The organism is Segatella sinensis, from assembly GCF_040095255.1.
Lineage (GTDB): Bacteria > Bacteroidota > Bacteroidia > Bacteroidales > Bacteroidaceae > Prevotella > Prevotella sinensis.
In genome coordinates, this window is record NZ_JBBNGE010000053.1 from 1 (window position 1) to 22,173 (window position 22,173).

Here is a 22,173-nt window from a genome sequence, read left to right on the forward strand (position 1 = left end):
AAGTTTATGCTTTATTAACGAGAAGTTTTCTATAGGGGTGCTGAGTAGTTACTTCTATAGGGGTGCTGAGTAGTTACCATAATTCCGTCGGCACGGAGCTTCTGCTGCCACTTCCAGGCAGAAGCCAAGACATCTTCAAGCTTAGCCTCAGCCTTCCAGCCCAATACTTCGTTAGCCTTGGTGCAATCGCCCCAGATCTTCTCGATATCGCCCTCACGACGTGGACCGTACTTCCAGTTCAACTTCACGCCAGTAGCCTTCTCGAAAGTCTCTACGATTTCGAGAGTAGAGTTACCCTTACCTGTACCAATATTGAAGTACTCAATTGGTTCTGTCTCCTTGTCGAGTACACGAGCCATAGCGCAAACGTGAGCCTTAGCCAAGTCAACTACATAGATATAGTCGCGGATGCAGGTTCCATCAGGAGTATCATAATCGTTACCGAAGATGGTAAGTTCCTTGCGAATACCCATAGCAGTCTGAGTTACGTAAGGAATCAGGTTGTTTGGCACACCATTTGGCAACTCACCAATCTCTGCAGATGGATGAGCACCGATTGGGTTGAAGTATCTCAAGACGATGCTCTTGATGTTAGCACCGCTATGGATATAGTCTGCGATGATCTGCTCGTTCACCTCCTTGGTATTACCATAAGGAGAAGTAGCCTTCTGATGAGGAGCCTCCTCAGTTACAGGCAAGTTCTCTGGCTTAGGCTGACCGTAAACGGTGCAGGAAGAAGAGAAGATAATACCCTTTACATTATATTTTGGCATCAGCTCAAGCAGATTGATGAGCGAAACCAGGTTGTTGCGGTAGTACAACAAAGGCTTCTGTACACTCTCACCTACAGCCTTGCTGGCAGCAAAGTGAATGATACCCTCGATAGCAGGATACTTCTGGAAAACAGCCTCTGTAGCTGCCTTGTCACGAAGATCAACCTGCTCGAAAGCTGGACGAATACCCGTAATCTTCTCGATACCATCAAGAACCTCAATCTTTGAGTTTGAAAGGTCATCTACGATTACTACGTTGTAGCCTGCCTGCTGCAACTCTACTGTTGTGTGGCTACCGATAAAACCAGTGCCGCCAGTTACCAAAATTGTTTGTTTCATATTGCTAGTCTATTGAATAATTGATATCATCTTTATTTATATGAAGAGGATTGATGCCCGGCAGAAATCGATTCCGATACCGGACTTATCATCCTACACGTTTGCAAAAGTAATGCAAAAATGTGAAACTACAAAATATTTCCGAAAAAATATGCCGAAAGATTTTTTATTTTCAAGAATAAGCTGTAACTTTGCATCAGAAATATAACTTATCAACAGAAATGGTGTGTTTCTGCAGTTAACATTAGATTTATCAATTATTGACGCAAACAATGACGCAAACATTAAGGATTACGAATATGAAACAGTATGATATCAATCACGACATGCGGTACCTGCAGTTACTCGCACAGTCGTTTCCATCCATAGCTGAGGCTAGCACGGAGATTATCAATCTGCAAGCTATTCTCAATCTGCCGAAAGGCACAGAGCATTTCCTCGCCGATATTCACGGCGAGTATGAGGCTTTTCTGCACGTACTGAAAAATGCATCAGGCAATATCAAGCGTAAGGTGAACGAACTCTTCGGCAATACCCTGCGTGAACAGGACAAGCGTGAACTTTGCACCCTGATTTACTATCCGGAACAGAAACTGGAGCAGGTAAAGCAAAGGGAAGCAGATATCAACGACTGGTATCATATCACCCTTCACCAGCTGGTGGCGGTTTGCCGTGATGTGTCAAGCAAGTACACCCGTTCCAAGGTGCGCAAATCACTGCCATGCGATTTCTCCTACATCATACAGGAGCTTTTGCACGAGCATACGGAAGATCACGACAAGGCTGCATACGTGAATGTCATCGTAGATACCATCATCTCTACAGGACGTGCTGACGATTTCATTGTAGCCATTGCCAATGTGATACAAAGACTCGCCATCGACCAGCTTCATATACTCGGCGACATATACGATCGCGGACCAGGAGCACACATCATTCTCGACAAGATGCGCCACTATCATAGCTGGGATATTCAATGGGGCAACCACGACGTACTCTGGATGGGAGCCGCTGCCGGTAATGATGCCTGTATCTGCAATGTCATCCGACTGTCGCTGCGCTATGCCAACCTCGCCACCCTGGAGGAGGGTTACGGCATCAACCTCATTCCATTGGCAACCTTTGCGATGGATACCTACGGCAATGATCCTTGCGAAGAATTCCAGCCAAAGATGACGGGTGGTGCAGCCGCTATGGATGACAAGACCAAGCGACTCACATCTCTGATGCACAAGGCTATTGCCGTGATACAATTCAAGATAGAAGGTCAGCTCATTGCCAAGCATCCAGAATGGAAAATGGATGGCAGACGGCTCTTTGAGTACGTAAACTACGAAAAGGGAACCGTAGAGATTGATGGCAAGGAATACGAAATGTCCACATGCCACTTTCCTACCATCGACCCGGAGAATCCGAACAAGCTCAGCGAGGAAGAAGAAATCCTGATGCAGAAGCTGCACCATTCATTTATGGTATGCGAGAAACTGCACAAGCATATCAGAACCATGCTGCAGCATGGCTGCATGTATGCCATCTTCAACAACAACCTGCTCTTCCATGCTTCCTGTCCACTCAACGAAGACGGAACATTGAAAGAGGTAGAGATTTGTCCTGGAGAAAAGTATAGCGGCAAGGAACTGATGCATCATACCGGAATGCAGATTCGCACGGCATTCCAGCAGGATTCCGACCCAGACGAGAAACAGTATGCCATCGATTACTTCCTCTATCTCTGGTGTGGTCCAGACAGTCCACTCTTCGATAAGAGCAAGATGGCAACCTTCGAGCGATATTTTATCGCCGACAAGGAGACCCACAAAGAGGAAAAGGGCTACTACTTCAAGCTGCGTGACGACGAGAAGGTGATAGACCATATCATGGATGCCTTCGGACTGAAGGGCGAGAATCGCCATATCATCAACGGGCACGTTCCGGTAAGAACCCTAAAGGGAGAGAATCCTATCAAGGCAAACGGAAAGCTGATGGTGATTGATGGTGGTTTCTCCAAAGCTTACCATAACGAGACGGGTATAGCAGGTTATACCCTGGTTTATCACTCTCGCGGTTTCCAGCTCGTACAGCACGAACCTTTCACAAGTGCCGAGGATGCCATCACACGCGGTACCGACATCAAGAGTACCACCCAGATTGTAGAAATGAGCAATCGAAGAATGCTCGTAGCAGATACAGATATCGGTCAGGATTTACGCAAGCAGATAGAAGATCTCCAGGAACTTCTCTATGCTTACCGACACGGCTACATCAAGGAAACAGAAAGAAAGAAGTAAAGACAAACAGGATGGTATCAGCAAGTACCTGCCCCAAAAATAATGTTCGCAAGTATGAGAATCTCAAATCCATACTTGCGAACATAACTTTCATCAGAATACTTTAAAACTTATCTTTTAGACAAGGAAATCTTCTTGCTCACCTTAAATCTATCAAATCCCTCACCATACACACCGATTACAGAACTCTGACTCACAAATGCTGTAGGATCGATCTCATCAATCAGGCGGAATATCTTCTGCGATTCTCTCTGTCTAGCCAGCACAAAGAGCATGTGAACATCCTTGCCGCTATAGCAACCATGACCATCCATTACCGTACATCCACGTTCGGCGGTCGTATTGATGGCAGCACTCAGCTCCAGATACTTGTCAGAAATGATAAAGAACTGTACCGAGCGGCGCATGGCGTTGACAACATGATCAACTGTAAGCGACACGACGAACAGGCACACATAACCATAAATTACCATTTCCCAGGAGCGAAGCACAAGATAAGAACTGGTAATGATGAGCAAGTCGCAAACCATGATGGCATGTCCCAGAGAAATGTTATAGTACTTATTGATCATTGCAGCCACCGTATCACTGCCTCCGGTAGAACCATTACATCCAAGACCCAATCCAGCACTGCTTCCCATAAAGAAGGCACCGATGACTGTCGCCATAAAAGGCTGATCGTGAAGCAAAGGAGTCATACCTACCGTATGAATCTCTATGAAGCGAGTCACCGCAGTAAAGATAGCTACACCATAAATCGTCTTGGCACAGAATTTCCAACCCAGGATACGGAATGCAATCAACAGCAAAAATACGTTGAGCGCCAGATAAGTGACCGAGGCAGGAATGCCAAATCCCCAGCAGAAGATAGAGGCGATACCGCCTACTCCACCCATCGTGATATGATTAGGGAGGAGGAATAAATTGAGTCCGATACTACCTTCTATCATTGCCAGACCGATAATGATGTAGTCGCGCAACTCATGCATTTTTGTTTTTCTCGTCATTTGTTGTTTTTTTAAAAATCATGATTATTCATACCATAAACGTGAAGCCCAACAGGTTTCGGGGTGCAAAGTTACTAGAAATCTTGTTAAAATCAAAGTAGAATCTGCTAAAAAATAGTCTAAAATGAAAAAAAAAGCTATTTTATGCCGACATTTCAAAAAATATTCATACTTTTGTACTGATCTATAAAGACAACGGAAGCAATATCTATTCAAGAATAGTATAAAGAAGAACGATTATAAACATCTTGTCTATGGCAGAAAAAAGCATTAACATCGCATCATGGCCTTGCCTCAGCAATGGCCTTCACTACAATTGGCTAGTAGATTACGCTGCTTTCAGCGCATTCGGCACCTTCGAGCTTTCAGCAGAAGAATGGGAAAAGCGCGACCTCATCGTCAACTTCAAGGGTAACTCGGAACTCACTACCGAGATAGACCACCAGCAAGCTGTCGATAAGGCCATCGACTTGGTGTCTTCTTTCCTAAAAGCGGTATTCTCTGAAAAAGAGGGAGCCACAAACTCACTCCCTACCCTTTCACAACTCACTCTGGTCTGCCTACCAGCCTCAACCCGAAAGCATACTGAGCGCAGATTCCGCAAGTTCAGCGAACAGGTATGTGCGGCAACAGGTATGCAGAATGCCTACAACGCATTCAGTTTCACAACTACAAAAGATGAGGATGGAGATGAAGTGGATACACTTCATATAGACGAAACTTTCTTCCAGAGAAAACAAGTGATCCTCTTCGATGACATTATTGCATCAGGAGGATCAATTGTTCGATTTGCTGAAAAACTAGAAAAATCAGGGGCTAAAGTTATTGCCGCACTCGCCCTGGGAAAGAAAATCCCAGACGGATACGACAATAACGAATAGCGATTACTAGAAATGGAATCTCACATCCACACCACATTGGAAAGGATTGCCTCGCTGGGCAAAATATTCTTTCGTACCTGTAGCTGAATTATCTACCGCAAAGGTATTATAATTGGTGTCTGTGAGATTTCTACCCCAGAAACTTACATTGAAAGCCTTGAAATTCAAATCAACATGTGCTCCCAAAACCGCATACAGCTTTTGGGAGTAAGTATTTGCATTGTCCCAATAGGTCTTGCCTTGTACATTCACGTTTGCACCGAGGGTCAACCAGTCGGTGAGACGATAGTCTGCCATCGCAGCCATTGTATGCTGTGGCACGTAAGGAACGTATTTGCCCTTATAGTCCACGGCATCCTCGCCTTCTCCATCCACATACTTATCAAACTTGCTGCGAGTATAACCATAACTCATTGCCCAATCAAATTTTCCATCGAAAAGCTGTCCTCTCAAAGCTGCTTCAATACCACAACTGTGACTCTTTCCGGCATTCACCATCATACGTCCGAAGCCATAATTGCCCGCCATGACAGAGAGCTGCTGGTTGGTCACCTTCATATAGAAAGCACTCAAGTCAAAATGCAGCATGTGATCGAAGAGATTCAGATGAGCACCAGCCTCATAATTCCAGGAAGTCTCCGGCTTGTAGGCGATGGTCTTGTCAATACGCTGGTAATCCTCCTCGGTATGCGTTACATGATAATCCCCACGCATTGCCTGATTACGATTGGCATTCAGTTCGGTCTGTAGCACATCGCTGAACATCTGGATATTATATCCACCTGCACGATAGCCCTTGCTTACAGTAGCATACACATTACTGCCCAGCTCATCAATCTTCAGATTAAGTCCGAATTTCGGTAAAAGCTGGCCATAATCGTCACTCACCTCGTGATCCTGCGAAGAATCCAAGACATTGGTAGCCAACTTTCCCATTACATTGGCAGTCATCTGCATATAGGCACTGGCATCATAATGGATGGCAGTATGCATCAAGTCATAGCGCAAGCCCAAGGTGGCAGTAAGGCGATCGGTGATATTGAAGTTGCTCTCATGAAAGAATCCCAGGTTCCACTGGGGTGTATGATACAATCCCGGTGCACCCATATTCACCTTCATGGATACGCCTCCAGCCTTCTCTATAGCCTTGGCAGCTGCAGCCTTGGCAGCCTTTTCCGGCATACCCTGTGCCATCATTCTCTGTGCCATCATATTGACCATCGCATTATACATCTGCTTCTGGATAGCATTGCCGATAGGCTGGGTCATATCCTCATTGAAGAAGACCGGTCCATTGGTCTTCAGCCACTGATAAGAGAAGAAGCCACCGGCGGTCCAATTCCAGAAACCGCCCACAGCGCGATTACTCTTCAAGGTAAATTCCTGGGTAAGCGAGTTCTGGAGCTGCTCCTGCAGGATGCTCATATAATCGGCAGGAAGATAATCCGAATCCATATTCATCTTATCCTTCAGATACTGATAGCTTGTGGTAGAAGCAAAGCTATAATCAGTTCCTATATGATTCACGGTAACACCCGAGATAAAGGAATGACGCAAATAGGTTCCGTCGAAGGTGGTGGAAGGAAGCGCAGCCTTGCCTGTCTCCAAATCCAGCTTGCCATAAGGGAAACCATTCTGGTCAACATACTGATAGTTGGCGAGAATATCTACGTTCCATCCTCTGTTGAGCTTTGCCTTCAGCACAATCTTTCCTCCAGCCTCATCATACTTGTCGGCTCTGTTGCCGGTATTCGTATTTCTGAAGAATCCCTTCTGTGCATCATTGAAGGCTGCTACCGTAAACGCCAGATGGTCATTGATACGATGATAATGAGCCAGCTCTACATTGCGATAATATCGGGAACCATAACTCAACTTCAAATCAGTACCCTCATACTCAAACGGATTGCGGGAATAGATACGCACCAGTCCGCCCTCTGTGTTCTGGCCATAGAGAGTTGCCTGAGGACCACGCAGGATATCAATACGGGAAGTCTGATAATGATGAAGATTGAAGGCAGACTTGCTCATCACCGGGATGCCATCCAGATAGATACCTACCGCAGGACTGTTCACCCTACTGCCAATGCCACGCACATACATAGCACTGGAAAGACGGCTGCCATAGTTAGGCATTACAAAATTAGGGATATAACTAGAAAGCTCTCGCAAATCGCGGGTGCCTAGTTTCTGTATCTGAAATCCACCGACAGAAGTACTGCTGAGTGACTGCTGGCGAAGGCGGAATGCCTCTTTAGGTTGTGAAACCACAACCACCTCGTCGATATCAAACACCTTACTGCTATCGGTGAATACTTTGAAATTCGTGTTATCTACTCTTTCATTAACAAGGGACAGGACATTGCTTGTGCCAGCCCACAAAGAGATTGGCGCAACAGAGGAAGCCAGCGCCAATGCAATCATTTTCTTATTTATTATATCCTTTTTCATAACGGGTGCAAAGGTACAGCTTTTTCCTGACACCCAAAATCCTTATTTATTAGGAATTCCTCCTGCGATAGGACTTGACGGCAAACCAAATGTATGCCACCAGCAGGATGTAGCCTATATAATATAAGGTGGAAACACTGAAAATGATATAATCGAGTGCACATACACCTGCCAGACCGCCCAGATACAACAGGGCTTCACCAAACGGAAGACGATGATAAACTTCATCGACACATGCCAGTCCCACAATGAGAATACTCCATACCAAGGCAAGAAATACTCCCAACATCTTAGGTACCGCAAAAGGATTCAATGACGGATGGAAATAGAACTGTCGCCACATCTCTGGTTCAAAAGTCTGAATCCAGGCATAAAAGGCTGCCGAGATGGATACCAGAAGCACAAGAGCAAGAGGATACGGCGAATCAATATCATTGAAATGCACAATCTTGGCATTGCTATGAAATACCTTTCTTACCAGATAAGCCAAAGTGATGACTACGATGACCACCAGGAATATGAGCAGGTGGACATTGCTGAAAGTCATGATGAATTCTGAGATAGGATCATCCGGTACTACCTGAGGAAGCAATCTCGATTCCCTACTCCATCCAAACCTGTTATCTTCAGTGGCAAGCTGCACCCATACAGAGTCTATGCTGTCTTGTGGCACCATACGGATATCTGTCACAACCAGAAGCTGGTTCTTTTTGACAGAGAATGAATCTACCGAAAGACCACTCACCAATTCTTCTGGTTGCTGTCGCATCAAATGGATAGAATCCTTAAACACCATAAAGTTATATTTGTTGGTGTAATGGTGGGTGGTAGAGAATGAGATAGAATCCAACTGCCGGTCACTGTACTCCAGCATGGCTGCATGCTGCTGATGGGAGTTATGACGATGATAGCAGCTGTTGAGCATCAAACAGATGCCCAACATACATACCATCATTTTTATCATCAGTTTTATTCTCATTCTTCATTTTGGGTTGCAAAACCCGTTTGGTTTTTATTTTGTGCTATAGACATTCATCTGGCACTCTGCACAGTTGAATTCCAATCGGAATCTTCTGCCATCGCCCAACTCCAGGAACAGAGGCTCCTTCCATTGCGGCTTCTTGCCTCCTCGTTTTACACAATAGCCCAAAGAGTAACGGATGCAATGGCGGCACTGCATGATGAGGGATTCTCCCTTAGGTTGCTCAACCTCAAATGCAGGTTCAATATGCTTCATACCATGCGTCTTGTAGAAATGCTCAGCACTGCAATTTGCGATATTATAGAGATATGGCCATTTGCCATAGGTAGGCTGCCATACAAACTTCTCCGGGTTCAACTCGTGCTCACCAGCCTGATTCAGCTGATAAGGTGCAGAGAATATTTCTTCCACCACGCCTTTCACCAAGGATCTATCTACAATATTCTGAATTCCTTCTGTCGCCGTCTCGATCAAATCTCTACGAATCTCAGACAATACACTATTTGGAATGAAATAATTCTCAAGATCTCCCGCAAGAACAACTTCATCACACTTAAATATCGTATTACCCATCTTGCTCAACTGCTGTCTGATGTTATCACCCTGCGGACGCCTTGCCAATTCCAACGGTGCTTCAAAGTCATAAGAATACTCGTCAATCTTGTAAAAGAGATGCTTCTCCAAGAAGCCTTCTGTAGTCATTGCGTCTAATTGAGGAACATTAACCGAAGCACCAATCTCAATCAACACCTGCTGAAGAGCACCGCATTCTGAATACTGAGGCGTAACTCTGATGTGGAGAGGTATCTTGCGGCTCGCAGTTTTCTTTGATAGAATATTCTCGAAAGCCTGGTCATTATTACGATAGAGAGCCATGCCTGGGCGCAGATGCTCCGGCATACGAAGCGGATAGAGACGGTTACCTTCCACACGGTTTACGCGGAATCCCTCCAGCTCTTTCTCGTCGTTGATAAAGCAGAGACCATCACCATTGGCAAAGCTTGCCACTGTCGCCACGTTGAAGGAAACATTGCCTCTTATCTCCTTGACCTTACCAACATACTCGCCCATCGCCTTCGGTGTATCAAAAGAAGCGATGTCCGGCTGTCGCCCATTGAGGAAATAGTTGGTAAATCCTCTGTTGAATGTCTTTTTCAAGTTAGGCTGGAACGTATGGATAGCACGACCAAATGATGCTCTACAATACTTATCCGGATTGGCAGCAACAATCTCATCTAGTTTCCGACTATAGGCAGCTACAACATTCTTCACATAGTTTACATCCTTCAAGCGTCCTTCAATCTTGAAAGAAGTTGCACCCGCATCAGCAAGTTCCTGCAGATGATCTATCTGGCAGAGATCCTTCAAAGACAACAGATGACGCTCATGCTCTATTTCCTTCTCATTGGAATCTATGAGATTGAATTTCATTCTGCAGAACTGAGCACACTCACCACGGTTTGCAGAACGGCCGAAACATTTTTCCGAAGCATAGCATACACCCGAATAACTAACACAAAGCGCACCATGTACAAAGACCTCCAACTGCGTAGAAGGATTTTTCCTGTGGATTTCCCTGATTTCATCAAGAGAAAGTTCACGGGCAAGGACCACTCTATCGAATCCAAGTGTTGACAGCCAGGCAACCTTGTCTGCAGAACGTGCATCACACTGCGTGCTGGAATGCAACTCGCGATGCCATAGTTGATTGGCTCTTACATCCCAGAGAACACCCATATCCTGCAACAGGAGTGCATCCACTCCAATACGGTCCAACTCGGCAATCATCTTCAGCGTATCCTCCATCTCATTTTCATAGATGATGGTATTCACCGTCACGTGAACCTTGGCACGAAACTGATGGGCATAATCACAGAGTTTCTTAATATCCTCCAGCGAGTTGGCAGCAGCAGCGCGGGCTCCAAAACGTGGAGCACCTATATACACCGCATCGGCACCATGATCGATAGCAGCGATACCACACTCCAGATTCTTGGCTGGGGCAAGAAGCTCTAGCTCCGTCAAGTGTATTTCTTTTTTCTTCTTTGCTTCAATATCATTCATTTCCTAACCTATCTTAGTTCTTTTTACGACTCCAATTTTATTGAATATCCTCAATGTTATAAGGAGTTTCCTGATAAACGTAATAGTTGATCCAGTTACTGTAGAACAGGTTGGCATGGGCACGCCATGTTACCAAAGGTGCCTCATTCGGATCGTCATGGAAGTAATAGTTCTCAGGCAATTCTACGTCGTCTCGCTTGCCCATGTCTCTTTTATACTCCTTATCGAGCGTGTTAGGCGCATATTCCAGATGACCTGTCACGAAGAATTCGCGTCCACCCCTCGCCATTACGATACTCACGCCACTCTCTGCAGATTCTGCGATAATATCCAGTCCCGGCACTTTTTCGATGTCTTCCCTGCGCACCTCTGTATGGCGACTGTGTGGCATATTGAAGATGTCATCAAAACCACGGAAGATAGGGAGTGACGGATCAAGCGGTTTCTGAGGAAAGATACCAAACTTCTTTTTATCAAGCTGATATTTTGGAACACCATAAAAGTGATAGAGTCCAGCCTGCGCGCCCCAGCAGATATACAGCGTAGAGGTAACGTGGGTACGTGCCCAATTGAATATCTCCTGGATTTCCGGCCAATACTCCACCTCCTCATATTCCATCGTCTCTATAGGAGCACCCGTCACTATCATACCGTCAAACTTCTGCTTTGACAGTTCTGCAAAGTCCTTATAGAACATCATCATGTGTTCTATCGGCGTATTCTTTGGAGTATGGCTCTTCAACTTCATGAAGTAAACCTCCAACTGCAGAGGCGTATTGGAGAGCAATCTCACCAAATCAGTTTCTGTCGTGATCTTAAGCGGCATCAGGTTGAGCACACAAATCTTCAGCGGTCTGATTTCCTGATTATGTGCACGACTCTCATCCATCACGAAAATATTCTCATGCTTCAGCAGCTCAATAGCTGGAAGTTTATCCGGTAATCTTAACGGCATCTTATCTTGTTCCTTTCTTCTTTAAAAACATTATATATATCCCCTTTTCTGCAAAAGCGGACAATTTACTTATTCCGTGCAAAGTTACGTTTTTATTTTGAAATATCAAAAGAAAAAAGAAAGAAAAATAAACTCATATAGGAAAAATATCTTCTGTAATAAAAACAAAAAAGGCCGCATACCCTTTGATAAGAGTATTGCGACCTTATTGTATTTATGCGAGTCTCCAAGAGAACGCTAGTCTGAATGCCTATGCAACCAGATTAGTCCTTGAAGAAATCCTTAACAGCCTCGTTTGGTACCATCTTCTCATCGAAAACGTAAGCACCAGTCTTAGGGCTCTTAACCATCTTGATAACCTTTGTGTATGCGCGACCATCCATGTTACCTTCGTGGAGGGTAGCGACCGCTTTCTTTGCCATAGTCTATTAAAATTGATAAAATTGTTTATAAACTTGTAAGCGAGCTTACTTAATCTCCTTGTGAAGAGTCATCTTCTTAAGGATTGGGTTGTACTTCATCAACTCAAGACGCTCAGGAGTGTTCTTACGATTCTTTGTAGTCACGTAACGGCTTGTACCTGGCATACCACTGTTCTTATGCTCAGTGCACTCGAGGATAACTTGTACTCTATTACCTTTTGCTTTCTTTGCCATGATATTTATTCTCCTATAACTTTAATGTCCTTCCAATCTACGTAGCCCTTCTTTACTGCCTGATTCAAAGCAGCATCGAGACCTACCTTGTTAATAAGACGAAGACCAGCAGCACTGATCTTGAGGCTGATCCAGCAACCCTCTTCTACATAGTAGAATTTCTTGCTGAAGAGGTTAACGTCAAAGCTTCTCTTTGTACGGTGCTTTGAGTGAGACACATTGCAACCTAACTGTGCCTTCTTACCTGTAATTTGACAAATTTTAGACATTTCTATCTTTAATTTTGTAATTCGTTAATTGATACCTATTCCAAACAGAGTGCAAAATTACAAAATAATTCGGTAATAACAAAATAATCCCTAAAAGAACGCTGTCTTTTAAGGATTATTAATACTTTATGGTTCTAAATTAGCATTTTATGCCTCTTTTTTCAAATCTTCAGCATGTTCTTTCAGGAAATCGAGCATACCCTTAAGCGCTGTATTTGTGGCAATTGCAAGATTGATATCGCGACCGAAATCCTCCGTGAGTTTCACCACACGAACATCATCCTTGCTACCAAATCCTACGAAGATTGTACCCACTGGCGCAGATGGAGTACCACCTGTAGGTCCCGATACACCTGTTGCCGAAATCGCGAAATCTACATTCAGGGCTTTGATGGCACCAAGCACCATCTCCTTAGCTACTTCCTCGCAGAAGGCAGTCTTCTCCTCCAGAAGCTCATGGCTCACTCCGAGAAGATTCTCTTTTACCTCATTGGTGTAACTTACCACACCGCCCTTGAAGTAATTGCTGGCACCTGGCACAGAGATAAGCGCTTCGGCGATACGACCGCCTGTGCAGCTCTCGGCTGTGCCCACTGTCTTGTCACTATTGTAGAGCATCTCCTGGATGCCCTTGCTTAATATCTTTGTTTCAAATTCCATAAGAATTCCTGTTTACTTAAATGTTACTTTACTATATGCAGGCAGATCGATGGTGGCAAAATCGCCATCACGATACTTGAATGTACCTACACAACCAATCATAGCCGCATTGTCTGTGGTATAGCTGAACTTTGGTATGTAGATGGTCCAGCCAAAACGCTTGGCATGATCACGGAAGGCATTGCGGAGACCATTGTTGGCACTCACACCACCAGCCACAGCCACATGCTTGATTCCTGTCTGTTTCACTGCCATACGCAATTTCTTCATCAGGATATCCACGATGGTGAACTCGATGCTCGCAGCCAAGTCAAACTTGTTCTTCTCCACAAAATCCGGATCAGCAGCTACCCACTTGCGCAAACTGTAGAGGAAACTGGTCTTGAAGCCAGAGAAGCTATAGTTCAGTCCAGGGATGTGTGGCTCAGCAAAGCTGAAAGCCTTCGGATTACCCTGGCGGGCATACTTATCTACAACAGGACCACCTGGGTAGCCCCACTCCAACACCTTGGCACACTTATCTATCGCCTCACCGGCAGCATCATCGATAGTCTGACCGAGAACCTCCATATCGTTGTAGGCATTCACCTTCACTATCTGCGAGTTTCCACCGCTCACAAGAAGACAGATAAATGGGAATGGAGGTGCACTCTGGTCATCATCGCTTTCCTTGATGAAATGAGCCATCACATGACCCTGCAAGTGATTGACATCAATCATCGGGATGTTGAGCGAACGGGCAAAGCCCTTGGCAAAACTCACACCCACGAGCAGAGAACCCATCAAGCCCGGTCCACGGGTGAAGGCAACGGCTGACAGATCTTCCTTTCTGATGCCCGCACGGGCGATAGCCTGATCTACCACAGGCACCACATTCTGCTGATGAGCTCGGGAAGCGAGCTCAGGCACCACGCCACCATAGGCACGGTGCACTTCCTGAGAAGCAGTCACGTTACTCAGCAGCACTCCATTCTTGAGCACTGCGGCTGAGGTATCGTCGCAGCTGCTCTCTATACCTAATATATATATATCCTTTTTTTCTTCCATAATTACTAAGGGCTAAGCCCATATATATTAATGTGTAAGAATCTCCACACCCGTCTCAGTCATCACGAGTGTATGCTCCCACTGAGCAGATGGCTTTTCGTCACCGGTAATTACCTCCCATCCGTATGGATCATCGGCATCGATGAACACCTGCCAGGTTCCCATATTGATCATTGGCTCGATAGTAAACACCATACCAGGCACGAGCAACATACCAGTTCCTCTATGACCATAATGAAGAACCTCAGGCTCTTCATGGAACTGACAGCCTACTCCATGACCACAGAGGTCACGGACAACACCATAACCATACTTCTTGCAATGCTTTTCGATGGCATGACCGATATCGCCCACAAAAGAGTAAGGCTTAGCCGCCTCCATACCTATCTCAAGACACTCCTTGGCAACACGAACCAACTGCTCCTTTTCCGGAGTTGTCTTGCCGCCAACGATGAACATACGGCTGGCATCTGCATAGTAACCATCCACGATGGTAGTCATATCCACATTGACAATGTCACCCTCTTCGAGAACATCCTCTTCCTTAGGAATACCATGACATACCACTTCATTGATGGATGTACATACGCTCTTAGGGTAGCCCTCATAGTTGAGGCAGGCAGGAATCGCATTATGATCCTTGCAATACTGCATACAGAGGTCATCGATCTGCTGAGTATTGATACCCGGACGGATCATCTCGGCAACAGCATCGAGACAGCCTGTATTTACAACACCACTCTTGCGGATGCCTTCTATTTGTTCTGGAGTCTTAATCAAGTTGCGGGTAGGCACGAGCTTACCCTTATTTTCCCAAAACATCACCTGCTTGTCGAGCTCTGTAACAGGCTGACCAGGCAGACAATGCCATCTTTTCTTCTTAACCATTGTCTAATTATTTAATATTTGCGACTGCAAAAGTACATTATTTCTTGCAGAATGCAAAATAAAATGGCAATTATTTGCAGTTGGACTGTAAATAATCACCATAAATCATTACTTCAAATAATCGTAGATTTTATCGCACCAGTCTTCTCCGTTCTGCGGACAATAGGTAAAGAGCCCTACCTCAGAAGCCGCACAGCAGTTACGGGCGCCGTCATCAATAAAGAGACATTCCTCCGGCAACGCCTTTTCCTGAGCCATCACGTAACGGAAGAAATTCTCGTCCGGCTTCATATATTTCACCTCATAGCTGCGATACATGGCATCGAAATAATCACCGATAGGGTGACCGTCGCCAGAGAAATCCGCACTATCCGTCCAAGCCGATACGTATGGATTGGTATTGCTGAGCAAGACCACGCGATATCCCTGCTTCTTGAGATTTCTGATGGTCATCAACTTGCGGGCAGGCACCTCCTTCATATAGCCCAGCCAGCAATGCTGCAGCTCCTCAAAGCTCACCTCTCGACCCACCTTCTCGCTTACCTGACGGCGATACTCCTCCTCGGAAAGCTTTCCTTCTTCCAGATCGCCATTCAAGCCCGACTGCTTATAAGGATCCATCTTCTCGGCAAACTCCTTCATACCTAACTCAACAAAGCGTTTGCCTGCCTCATTCTCGTCGAGGGTGATCACGACACCACCCATATCAAAAATAACTGTTTTGATCATATTATCCTATTTACTAATACCTTTTTTATCCGTTTAAAACAAATCTAATTTGTTTTTTCTGGCTTCTTCCAGCGAGGCAATCTTCGCCTGCTGTTCGTGATACTCATTGCGCAAGCGTTCGTATCGCTCATCAAGTTCAGCTACAAACTTAGGGCATTCTGTCTCATTGAGGAATCGGGCACAGATACCGGCATTCAACGAAGCATCCTTCACCCAGATAACCGGTCCATCATACACCGGTGCGATCTTCAATGCCACATGCAATTCGCTCGTGGTAGCGCCTCCCACCATGATCGGGATACGCAAGCCTGCCTTCTGCATCTCCTGGGCAGTGTGAACCATCTCTTCCAGTGATGGAGTAATCAAGCCGCTCAAGCCGATGGCATCCACCTTCTCTTCTATCGCCTTTTTCACAATCTGCTCGGCAGGTACCATCACGCCCAGGTCAATGATATCATAGTTGTTGCACGACATCACCACACACACGATATTCTTACCGATATCATGCACATCTCCCTTTACGGTCGCCATCAGAATCTTTCCGGCAGAGGTACTTCCACCCTGCTTCTCTGCTTCGATATGAGGCTGGAGGATGGAAACGGCAGCCTTCATGGTTCGTGCCGTCTTCACCACCTGCGGCAAGAACATTTCGCCCTTACCGAAGAGCTCACCCACCAGGTTCATACCATCCATCAGCGGTCCCTCGATGACGTTCACGGCATGCGGATACTTCTGCAATGCCTCATCTATATCAGGTTGCAGGAACTCGGTGATACCCTTCTGCAGGGCATACTTCAATCTTTCCTCCACAGCCTGCTTACGCCACTCTGGTGCAGCAGGCTTCGGAGCAGGCGCACCGCCTGCCTTGGCTGCAGCCTTTGCCGCATCAGCCTTCGCCTTGATTTCGGCAGCCAGTTCGATGAGATCATCGGCAGCACCCTTTCTTCTGTTCAATACCACATCCTCGATGAGTTCGAGCTGTTCTTTAGGAATTTTATTATAATCCATTCTTGCCTTGGCATTTACGATACCAAAGTCCATACCCACCTTCTGGGCATGATGCAGGAATACACAATGAATCGCTTCGCGGATATACGAATTGCCGCGGAACGAGAACGAGAGGTTGCTGACTCCACCACTGACATGTGCTCCAGGCAGATTCTGATGAATCCACTCGGTGGCACGGATGAATTCCACGGCATAATTATCATGCTCCTCCATACCCGTAGCGATGGCAAGCACATTCGGGTCGAAGATGATATCGAGCGGATTCATCCCCAGTTTATCTACCAGGAGATGATAGGCACGCTCGGCAATCTCGATACGTCGCTCATAGGTAGTGGCCTGTCCCACTTCATCGAAGCACATCACCACGACGGCGGCACCATAGCGCATCACATCACGTGCATGAGAGAGGAAAACTTCTTCACCCTCCTTCAGGGAGATGGAATTCACGATACACTTACCCTGACAGCACTTCAGTCCGGCAAGAATCACATCCCACTTCGAGGAGTCTATCATCACAGGCACCTTGGCAATCTCTGGTTCTGCCGCTATCATATTGAGGAAGTTCACCATTTCTGCCTTGGCATCCAGCAGTCCGTCGTCCATATTGACGTCTACCACGGCAGCTCCGTCAGCCACCTGCTTGCGTGCGATACCGATGGCTTCCTCATAACCTTTTTCATTAATCAAACGCAGGAACTTCCTGCTACCAGCCACGTTACAGCGCTCACCCACGTTCACGAACCTGCTGGCGTCCACCGGCAGATGAACGGAGTCATCCACCTGCAGCAAGTCCAAACCAGAGAGCCACATATACTTAGGCTTCTCCACCACCTGATGCGGTTTCTTTCCCTCAGCACTTCTGGCATAATGGGCGATGAATTCAGGACTGGTTCCACAGCAGCCACCGATGATATTGACGATACCCTCATCGATAAACTCGGCAATCTGGGGAGCCATCGACTCTGCCGTCTCGTCATATTGTCCCATCTCGTTAGGCAATCCTGCATTAGGATGGGCACTAATATAATAAGGTGCAACCTTTGCCAGATGCTCGATGAACGGTTTCATCTGAGGAGCACCGAAGGCACAGTTCATACCAACCGAGAAAATAGGATAAGGAGAGAGCGAAGCCAGGAAAGCATCCACGGTCTGACCGCTCAGAGTTCTGCCAGCCAGATCACTCACCGTAAGACTAATCATAATAGGCACCTCCACCCCATGCTTCTTCATCATGGTGATGGCAGCATCAATCATAGCCTTGCAGTTGAGCGTATCGAAGATGGTCTCGATGAGGATGACATCAGCACCACCTTCGATGAGACCATCCACCTGTTCGCAGACATCGGTGAAAAGTTCATCATACGTAATCTCTCGGGCGGCAGGATCACTGACGTCCGGACTCATGGAACAAGTTTTATTGGTAGGTCCCACATCTCCTGCTACGAAACGTGGTTTATCGGGTGTAGAAAACTTATCACATTCGATACGCGCCAAGCGGGCGCCTTCGAAAGCCATCTCCCTAGCACAGTCTTCCAGGTGATAATCAGCCTGCGAGATGCGCTGACACGAGAAGGTGTTCGCCGTAATGATGTCGGCACCCGCCTCCAGGTAACGTCGGTAAATATCAGAGATAACATCAGGGCGAGTGATGTTGAGCATATCGTTGTTGCCCTTCATCATTCCCGGCACATCGCGGAAGCGATCGCCTCTGAAGTCTTCTTCTGTAAGATTATACTTCTGAATCTCAGTACCCATGGCACCATCCAGAATCAGAATCTTCTTTTCACATTGAGCTTTGAACTTTGAACTTTGAACTTTATGATTTGTCATATTATCCTAAAAACTTAAATAATTAAGAGTATTTAAACATCGAGAAAAGAACCGCCCGAAATGACTAACATCATTAAAAGATGCATTTCATAAAGTTCAACGTTCAAATCTCAACGTTCAAAGTCTTAAAAGTGCTTAATGGCTCTATCCATCTCTCTTCTATCCTCTTTCTCCTTCAGGGTCTGACGCTTGTCATACTCCTTCTTACCCTTGCAGAGGGCGATATCCACCTTGGCACGTCCATTGTCGTCAATGAAGACAAGTGTAGGCACGATGGTAAAGCCCGGCTGCTTGCTATCCTCTTCCAAACGGCGCAATTCGCGCTTGGTGAGAAGGAGCTTGCGGTCGCGGCGAGCCTCATGATTGGAAAAAGAGCCATAGAAATAAGGCGAGATATTCATACCCTTTACCCAAAGTTCACCCTGATAGAAATCGCAGTAGCAATCTACCAGGGATGCCTTACCGCCACGGATCGACTTGATCTCGGTACCGGTAAGTACGATACCAGCGGTGTAAGTATCAACGAAGAAGTACTCGAACGATGCCTTCTTGTTGCGTATCTGTATCGGACTCTTCTTACGGAGTTCCTGATCTTTCTTGTTCATAATCCTAATACCTTAATATTATATAATAGTGACGAAGTTTTCGATATGCTCATCAATATAGAAAGCCACCTTGCTGGTCCATTCCTCTTCGTTCTCCACGAATTCATCATCGAAATCATCAAATTCAGGGAATTTCTCATAAAGCGCCATGAAGTCCTCGTCGCTCATATCCCCCTCGATGTCTTCATGATGACTCTTATAGAGGAAATGACTTTTCTTGATAAGCTTTGAAAGCTCCACAAGCCCCCAGTTACGGAACGCCTTGTCGGTAGGATTTTTCCAGAGGAAGGCACCATAGCCGTTATGGATGAGCTGAATCATACCGCCATCCATCATCTCCTCGTGCAGGGTATCCCACGCCAGGAGCGTAATCTGGTCGCTATTGAGCTCAGCCATGGTCTCAGCAGTGAGTTCGCCACCAATCGCCTCGCGGATTGCATCCACGAAAGCCTTCACAAATTCATCCATGCCTGCCTCCGCTGCCTGCTGAAGCACGGCGTCCTGTATCTTAACTTCAATCATAATCTTCAAAATTGCTATTTTCAGTTTGCAAAGATACATTAAAATAGGGACAAACCCAAGAAAAAATCTAAATATTAGGTTAAAGAGTTAAAAAGAATACTCTTTTTTGGGTATTTTACAGATATTTTTTGTACTTTTGTGGTCGGAAATCATGTCGTAAGACAGATGTTTCAGCAAACAAAGTGAAATTACTATAAGGATTTATACTTATATATATTCATTAATATAAAATTTAGCGAATATGATCTATTCTAAAGAAGTAGACAACATGTGCGTTGTCGCTAAGGGTCCTAACCACGGACCAGCTCCAATTCCTGAAGAGGGAAAATGGATTCAGGCAAAAGAGATCAAAGACATCTCTGGTTATACTCACGGTGTGGGTTGGTGTGCTCCTCAGCAGGGTGCTTGCAAGCTCTCTTTGAACATCAAGGAAGGCGTTATCCAGGAAGCTCTTGTTGAGACTATCGGTTGTACTGGTATGACTCACTCAGCTGCTATGGCTTCTGAGATTCTCCCAGGCAAGACTATTCTTGAGGCTTTGAACACTGACCTCGTTTGCGATGCTATCAATACAGCTATGCGCGAGCTCTTCCTCCAGATTGTTTACGGTCGTAGCCAGAGCGCTTTCTCTGAGGGCGGTCTCGTTATCGGTGCAGGTCTTGAGGACTTGGGTAAGGGTCTTCGTTCACAGACAGGTACTCTCTATGGTACTGTAGCTAAGGGTACACGTTACCTCGAGTTGACAGAGGGTTACATCACAAAGCAGTTCCTCGACAAGGACAGCCAGGTTTGTGGTTACGAGTATGTTCACCTCGGCAAGATGATGGAAGCTATCAAGAACGGTATGGACGCTAACGAGGCTGTCAAGAAGTTCACAGGTAGCTACGGTCGTACGACTGCTGAGCAGGGTGTTGTTAAAGCTATTGATCCACGTAAAGAATAATAAGGAGATACAGATATGATTAGAAAAGTAAGTTACGAAAGTCAGGAACGTCGCGAGAAGCAGGTTCTTGCTGCTCTTAATGCTAACGGTATTCAGAGCTTGGAAGAGGCTAATCAAATCTGCGAGGACGCAGGTGTTGACCCTTATCAGATGTGTGAAGATACTCAGCGTATCTGCTTCGAGAACGCTAAGTGGGCGTATGTAGCTGGTGCTGCTATCGCTATCAAGAAAGGTGTTAAGACTGCTGCTGATGCAGCTGAGGCTATCGGTATCGGTTTGCAGGCTTTCTGCATCCCTGGTTCTGTAGCTGACGACCGTAAGGTTGGTCTCGGTCACGGTAACTTGGCTGCTCGTTTGCTCCGTGAGGAGACTCAGTGCTTCGCTTTCTTGGCTGGTCACGAGTCTTTCGCTGCTGCTGAGGGTGCTATCAAGATTGCAGAGATGGCTAACAAGGTTCGCAAGAACCCATTGCGCGTTATCTTGAACGGTCTTGGTAAGGATGCTGCTCAGATCATCAGCCGCATCAACGGTTTCACATACGTTCAGACAAAGTTTGATTACTACACAGGTGAGTTGAAGGTTGTTAACCGCATCGCTTACAGCGACGGTCCACGTGCTAAGGTTAACTGCTACGGCGCTGACGACGTTCGCGAGGGTGTTGCTATCAACTGGAGCGAGGATGTAGACGTATCTATCACTGGTAACTCTACAAACCCTACACGTTTCCAGCACCCAGTAGCTGGTACATACAAGAAGGAGCGTGTGGCTGCTGGTAAGCCATACTTCTCAGTAGCTTCTGGTGGTGGTACAGGTCGTACATTGCACCCAGATAACATGGCTGCAGGTCCTGCTTCTTACGGTATGACTGATACAATGGGTCGTATGCACTCAGACGCTCAGTTCGCAGGTTCTTCTTCAGTTCCTGCTCACGTAGAGATGATGGGCTTCCTCGGTATGGGTAACAACCCTATGGTAGGTGCTACAGTAGCTATCGCTGTAGCTATCGACCTCGCTATCAACAAGAAGTAATTTCTTTGAGATAACAAAACAATAAGTATAAATGATCCCTGTAACTTGCTATAAGTTACAGGGATTTTCATATTCATACAAACGATATGGAAGAATATCAAGTCCTTATTTGAGTTACATGCAACAGCCCAATATTATGTAAGAAAAATTCTACTTTCTAATCTTTATACTTGACCCCACTTTAAAAAGGAGCATATTTTGAATCCAGTCTGACCAGTGTGGTCATTCTGAGTGAAACATAGCAATC

Annotated in this window: 20 protein-coding genes; 4 read left to right on the forward strand and 16 right to left on the reverse strand. The window is 45.9% G+C overall.

Annotation, left to right across the window (positions count from 1 at the left end):
- Positions 1-29: 29 nt before the first annotated feature.
- Complete coding sequence (gene galE, locus AAAT87_RS12495; protein ID WP_349226592.1) at positions 30-1,112, reverse strand: UDP-glucose 4-epimerase GalE; 1,083 nt, start codon at positions 1,110-1,112, stop codon at positions 30-32.
- A gap of 299 nt (positions 1,113-1,411) precedes the next feature.
- On the opposite strand from galE, the gene AAAT87_RS12500 reads away from it, so the two are divergent.
- Positions 1,412-3,400 (forward strand): fructose-1,6-bisphosphatase, encoded by a 1,989-nt coding sequence (locus AAAT87_RS12500; protein ID WP_295023276.1) that lies wholly within the window; start codon positions 1,412-1,414, stop codon positions 3,398-3,400.
- A gap of 110 nt (positions 3,401-3,510) precedes the next feature.
- Here the strand turns inward: AAAT87_RS12500 and AAAT87_RS12505 are convergent, their stop codons facing one another.
- Entirely contained in the window at positions 3,511-4,407 is an 897-nt protein-coding gene (locus AAAT87_RS12505; protein WP_296971404.1) for a YitT family protein, read from the reverse strand.
- 254 nt (positions 4,408-4,661) lie between these two features.
- Between AAAT87_RS12505 and AAAT87_RS12510 the strand changes: the two genes are divergently transcribed.
- Entirely contained in the window at positions 4,662-5,288 is a 627-nt protein-coding gene (locus AAAT87_RS12510) for a phosphoribosyltransferase (RefSeq protein WP_295023272.1), read from the forward strand.
- Between the two features lie 6 nt (positions 5,289-5,294).
- Here the strand turns inward: AAAT87_RS12510 and AAAT87_RS12515 are convergent, their stop codons facing one another.
- The 14 genes from AAAT87_RS12515 to AAAT87_RS12580 form a co-directional block, all read right to left on the reverse strand.
- Positions 5,295-7,712 (reverse strand): TonB-dependent receptor, encoded by a 2,418-nt coding sequence (locus tag AAAT87_RS12515; protein ID WP_349226593.1) that lies wholly within the window; start codon positions 7,710-7,712, stop codon positions 5,295-5,297.
- A 76-nt stretch (positions 7,713-7,788) separates the two neighbouring features.
- Complete coding sequence (locus AAAT87_RS12520) at positions 7,789-8,718, reverse strand: zinc ribbon domain-containing protein (RefSeq protein WP_349226594.1); 930 nt, start codon at positions 8,716-8,718, stop codon at positions 7,789-7,791.
- A 33-nt stretch (positions 8,719-8,751) separates the two neighbouring features.
- Positions 8,752-10,746 (reverse strand): peptidase U32 family protein, encoded by a 1,995-nt coding sequence (locus tag AAAT87_RS12525; protein WP_349226596.1) that lies wholly within the window; start codon positions 10,744-10,746, stop codon positions 8,752-8,754.
- 76 nt (positions 10,747-10,822) lie between these two features.
- The gene (gene metA, locus AAAT87_RS12530) at positions 10,823-11,740 is read right to left on the reverse strand and encodes a homoserine O-acetyltransferase MetA (protein WP_089543354.1); all 918 of its coding nucleotides are present in this window, start codon (positions 11,738-11,740) and stop codon (positions 10,823-10,825) included.
- Between the two features lie 263 nt (positions 11,741-12,003).
- Positions 12,004-12,162, reverse strand: a complete 159-nt coding sequence (locus AAAT87_RS12535; RefSeq protein WP_006849046.1) for a DUF4295 domain-containing protein — start codon at positions 12,160-12,162, stop codon at positions 12,004-12,006.
- Positions 12,163-12,207: 45 nt separating this feature from the next.
- Positions 12,208-12,396, reverse strand: a complete 189-nt coding sequence (gene rpmG / locus AAAT87_RS12540) for a 50S ribosomal protein L33 (RefSeq protein ID WP_006849045.1) — start codon at positions 12,394-12,396, stop codon at positions 12,208-12,210.
- 5 nt (positions 12,397-12,401) lie between these two features.
- The gene (gene rpmB / locus AAAT87_RS12545) at positions 12,402-12,665 is read right to left on the reverse strand and encodes a 50S ribosomal protein L28 (RefSeq protein ID WP_006849044.1); all 264 of its coding nucleotides are present in this window, start codon (positions 12,663-12,665) and stop codon (positions 12,402-12,404) included.
- Positions 12,666-12,812: 147 nt separating this feature from the next.
- Complete coding sequence (locus tag AAAT87_RS12550; protein WP_089543355.1) at positions 12,813-13,325, reverse strand: CinA family protein; 513 nt, start codon at positions 13,323-13,325, stop codon at positions 12,813-12,815.
- Positions 13,326-13,337: 12 nt separating this feature from the next.
- Positions 13,338-14,372 (reverse strand): tRNA (adenosine(37)-N6)-threonylcarbamoyltransferase complex transferase subunit TsaD, encoded by a 1,035-nt coding sequence (tsaD, locus tag AAAT87_RS12555; protein ID WP_089543356.1) that lies wholly within the window; start codon positions 14,370-14,372, stop codon positions 13,338-13,340.
- Positions 14,373-14,399: 27 nt separating this feature from the next.
- Positions 14,400-15,260: a type I methionyl aminopeptidase gene (gene map, locus AAAT87_RS12560; protein WP_295023266.1), complete on the reverse strand. Its 861-nt coding sequence runs from the start codon at positions 15,258-15,260 to the stop codon at positions 14,400-14,402.
- 108 nt (positions 15,261-15,368) lie between these two features.
- Entirely contained in the window at positions 15,369-15,989 is a 621-nt protein-coding gene (locus tag AAAT87_RS12565; RefSeq protein ID WP_218420196.1) for an HAD family hydrolase, read from the reverse strand.
- A 33-nt stretch (positions 15,990-16,022) separates the two neighbouring features.
- Entirely contained in the window at positions 16,023-18,827 is a 2,805-nt protein-coding gene (gene metH / locus AAAT87_RS12570) for a methionine synthase (protein ID WP_349226595.1), read from the reverse strand.
- 125 nt (positions 18,828-18,952) lie between these two features.
- A complete protein-coding gene (smpB, locus tag AAAT87_RS12575; protein WP_089543360.1) occupies positions 18,953-19,432 on the reverse strand; it encodes an SsrA-binding protein SmpB in 480 nt (159 codons plus the stop codon).
- 18 nt (positions 19,433-19,450) lie between these two features.
- Positions 19,451-19,954, reverse strand: coding sequence for a DMP19 family protein (locus AAAT87_RS12580; protein WP_118311087.1), 504 nt, complete (start codon positions 19,952-19,954; stop codon positions 19,451-19,453).
- Positions 19,955-20,195: 241 nt separating this feature from the next.
- Here AAAT87_RS12580 and AAAT87_RS12585 point away from each other — a divergent pair, with 241 nt between their 5' ends.
- Both AAAT87_RS12585 and AAAT87_RS12590 read left to right on the forward strand, forming a co-directional pair.
- Positions 20,196-20,897, forward strand: coding sequence for an iron-sulfur cluster assembly scaffold protein (locus AAAT87_RS12585; protein ID WP_006849036.1), 702 nt, complete (start codon positions 20,196-20,198; stop codon positions 20,895-20,897).
- A gap of 15 nt (positions 20,898-20,912) precedes the next feature.
- On the forward strand, positions 20,913-21,926 hold the full coding sequence (locus AAAT87_RS12590; protein WP_295023261.1) for a GGGtGRT protein: 1,014 nt from the start codon (positions 20,913-20,915) through the stop codon (positions 21,924-21,926).
- Positions 21,927-22,173: the final 247 nt, after the last annotated feature.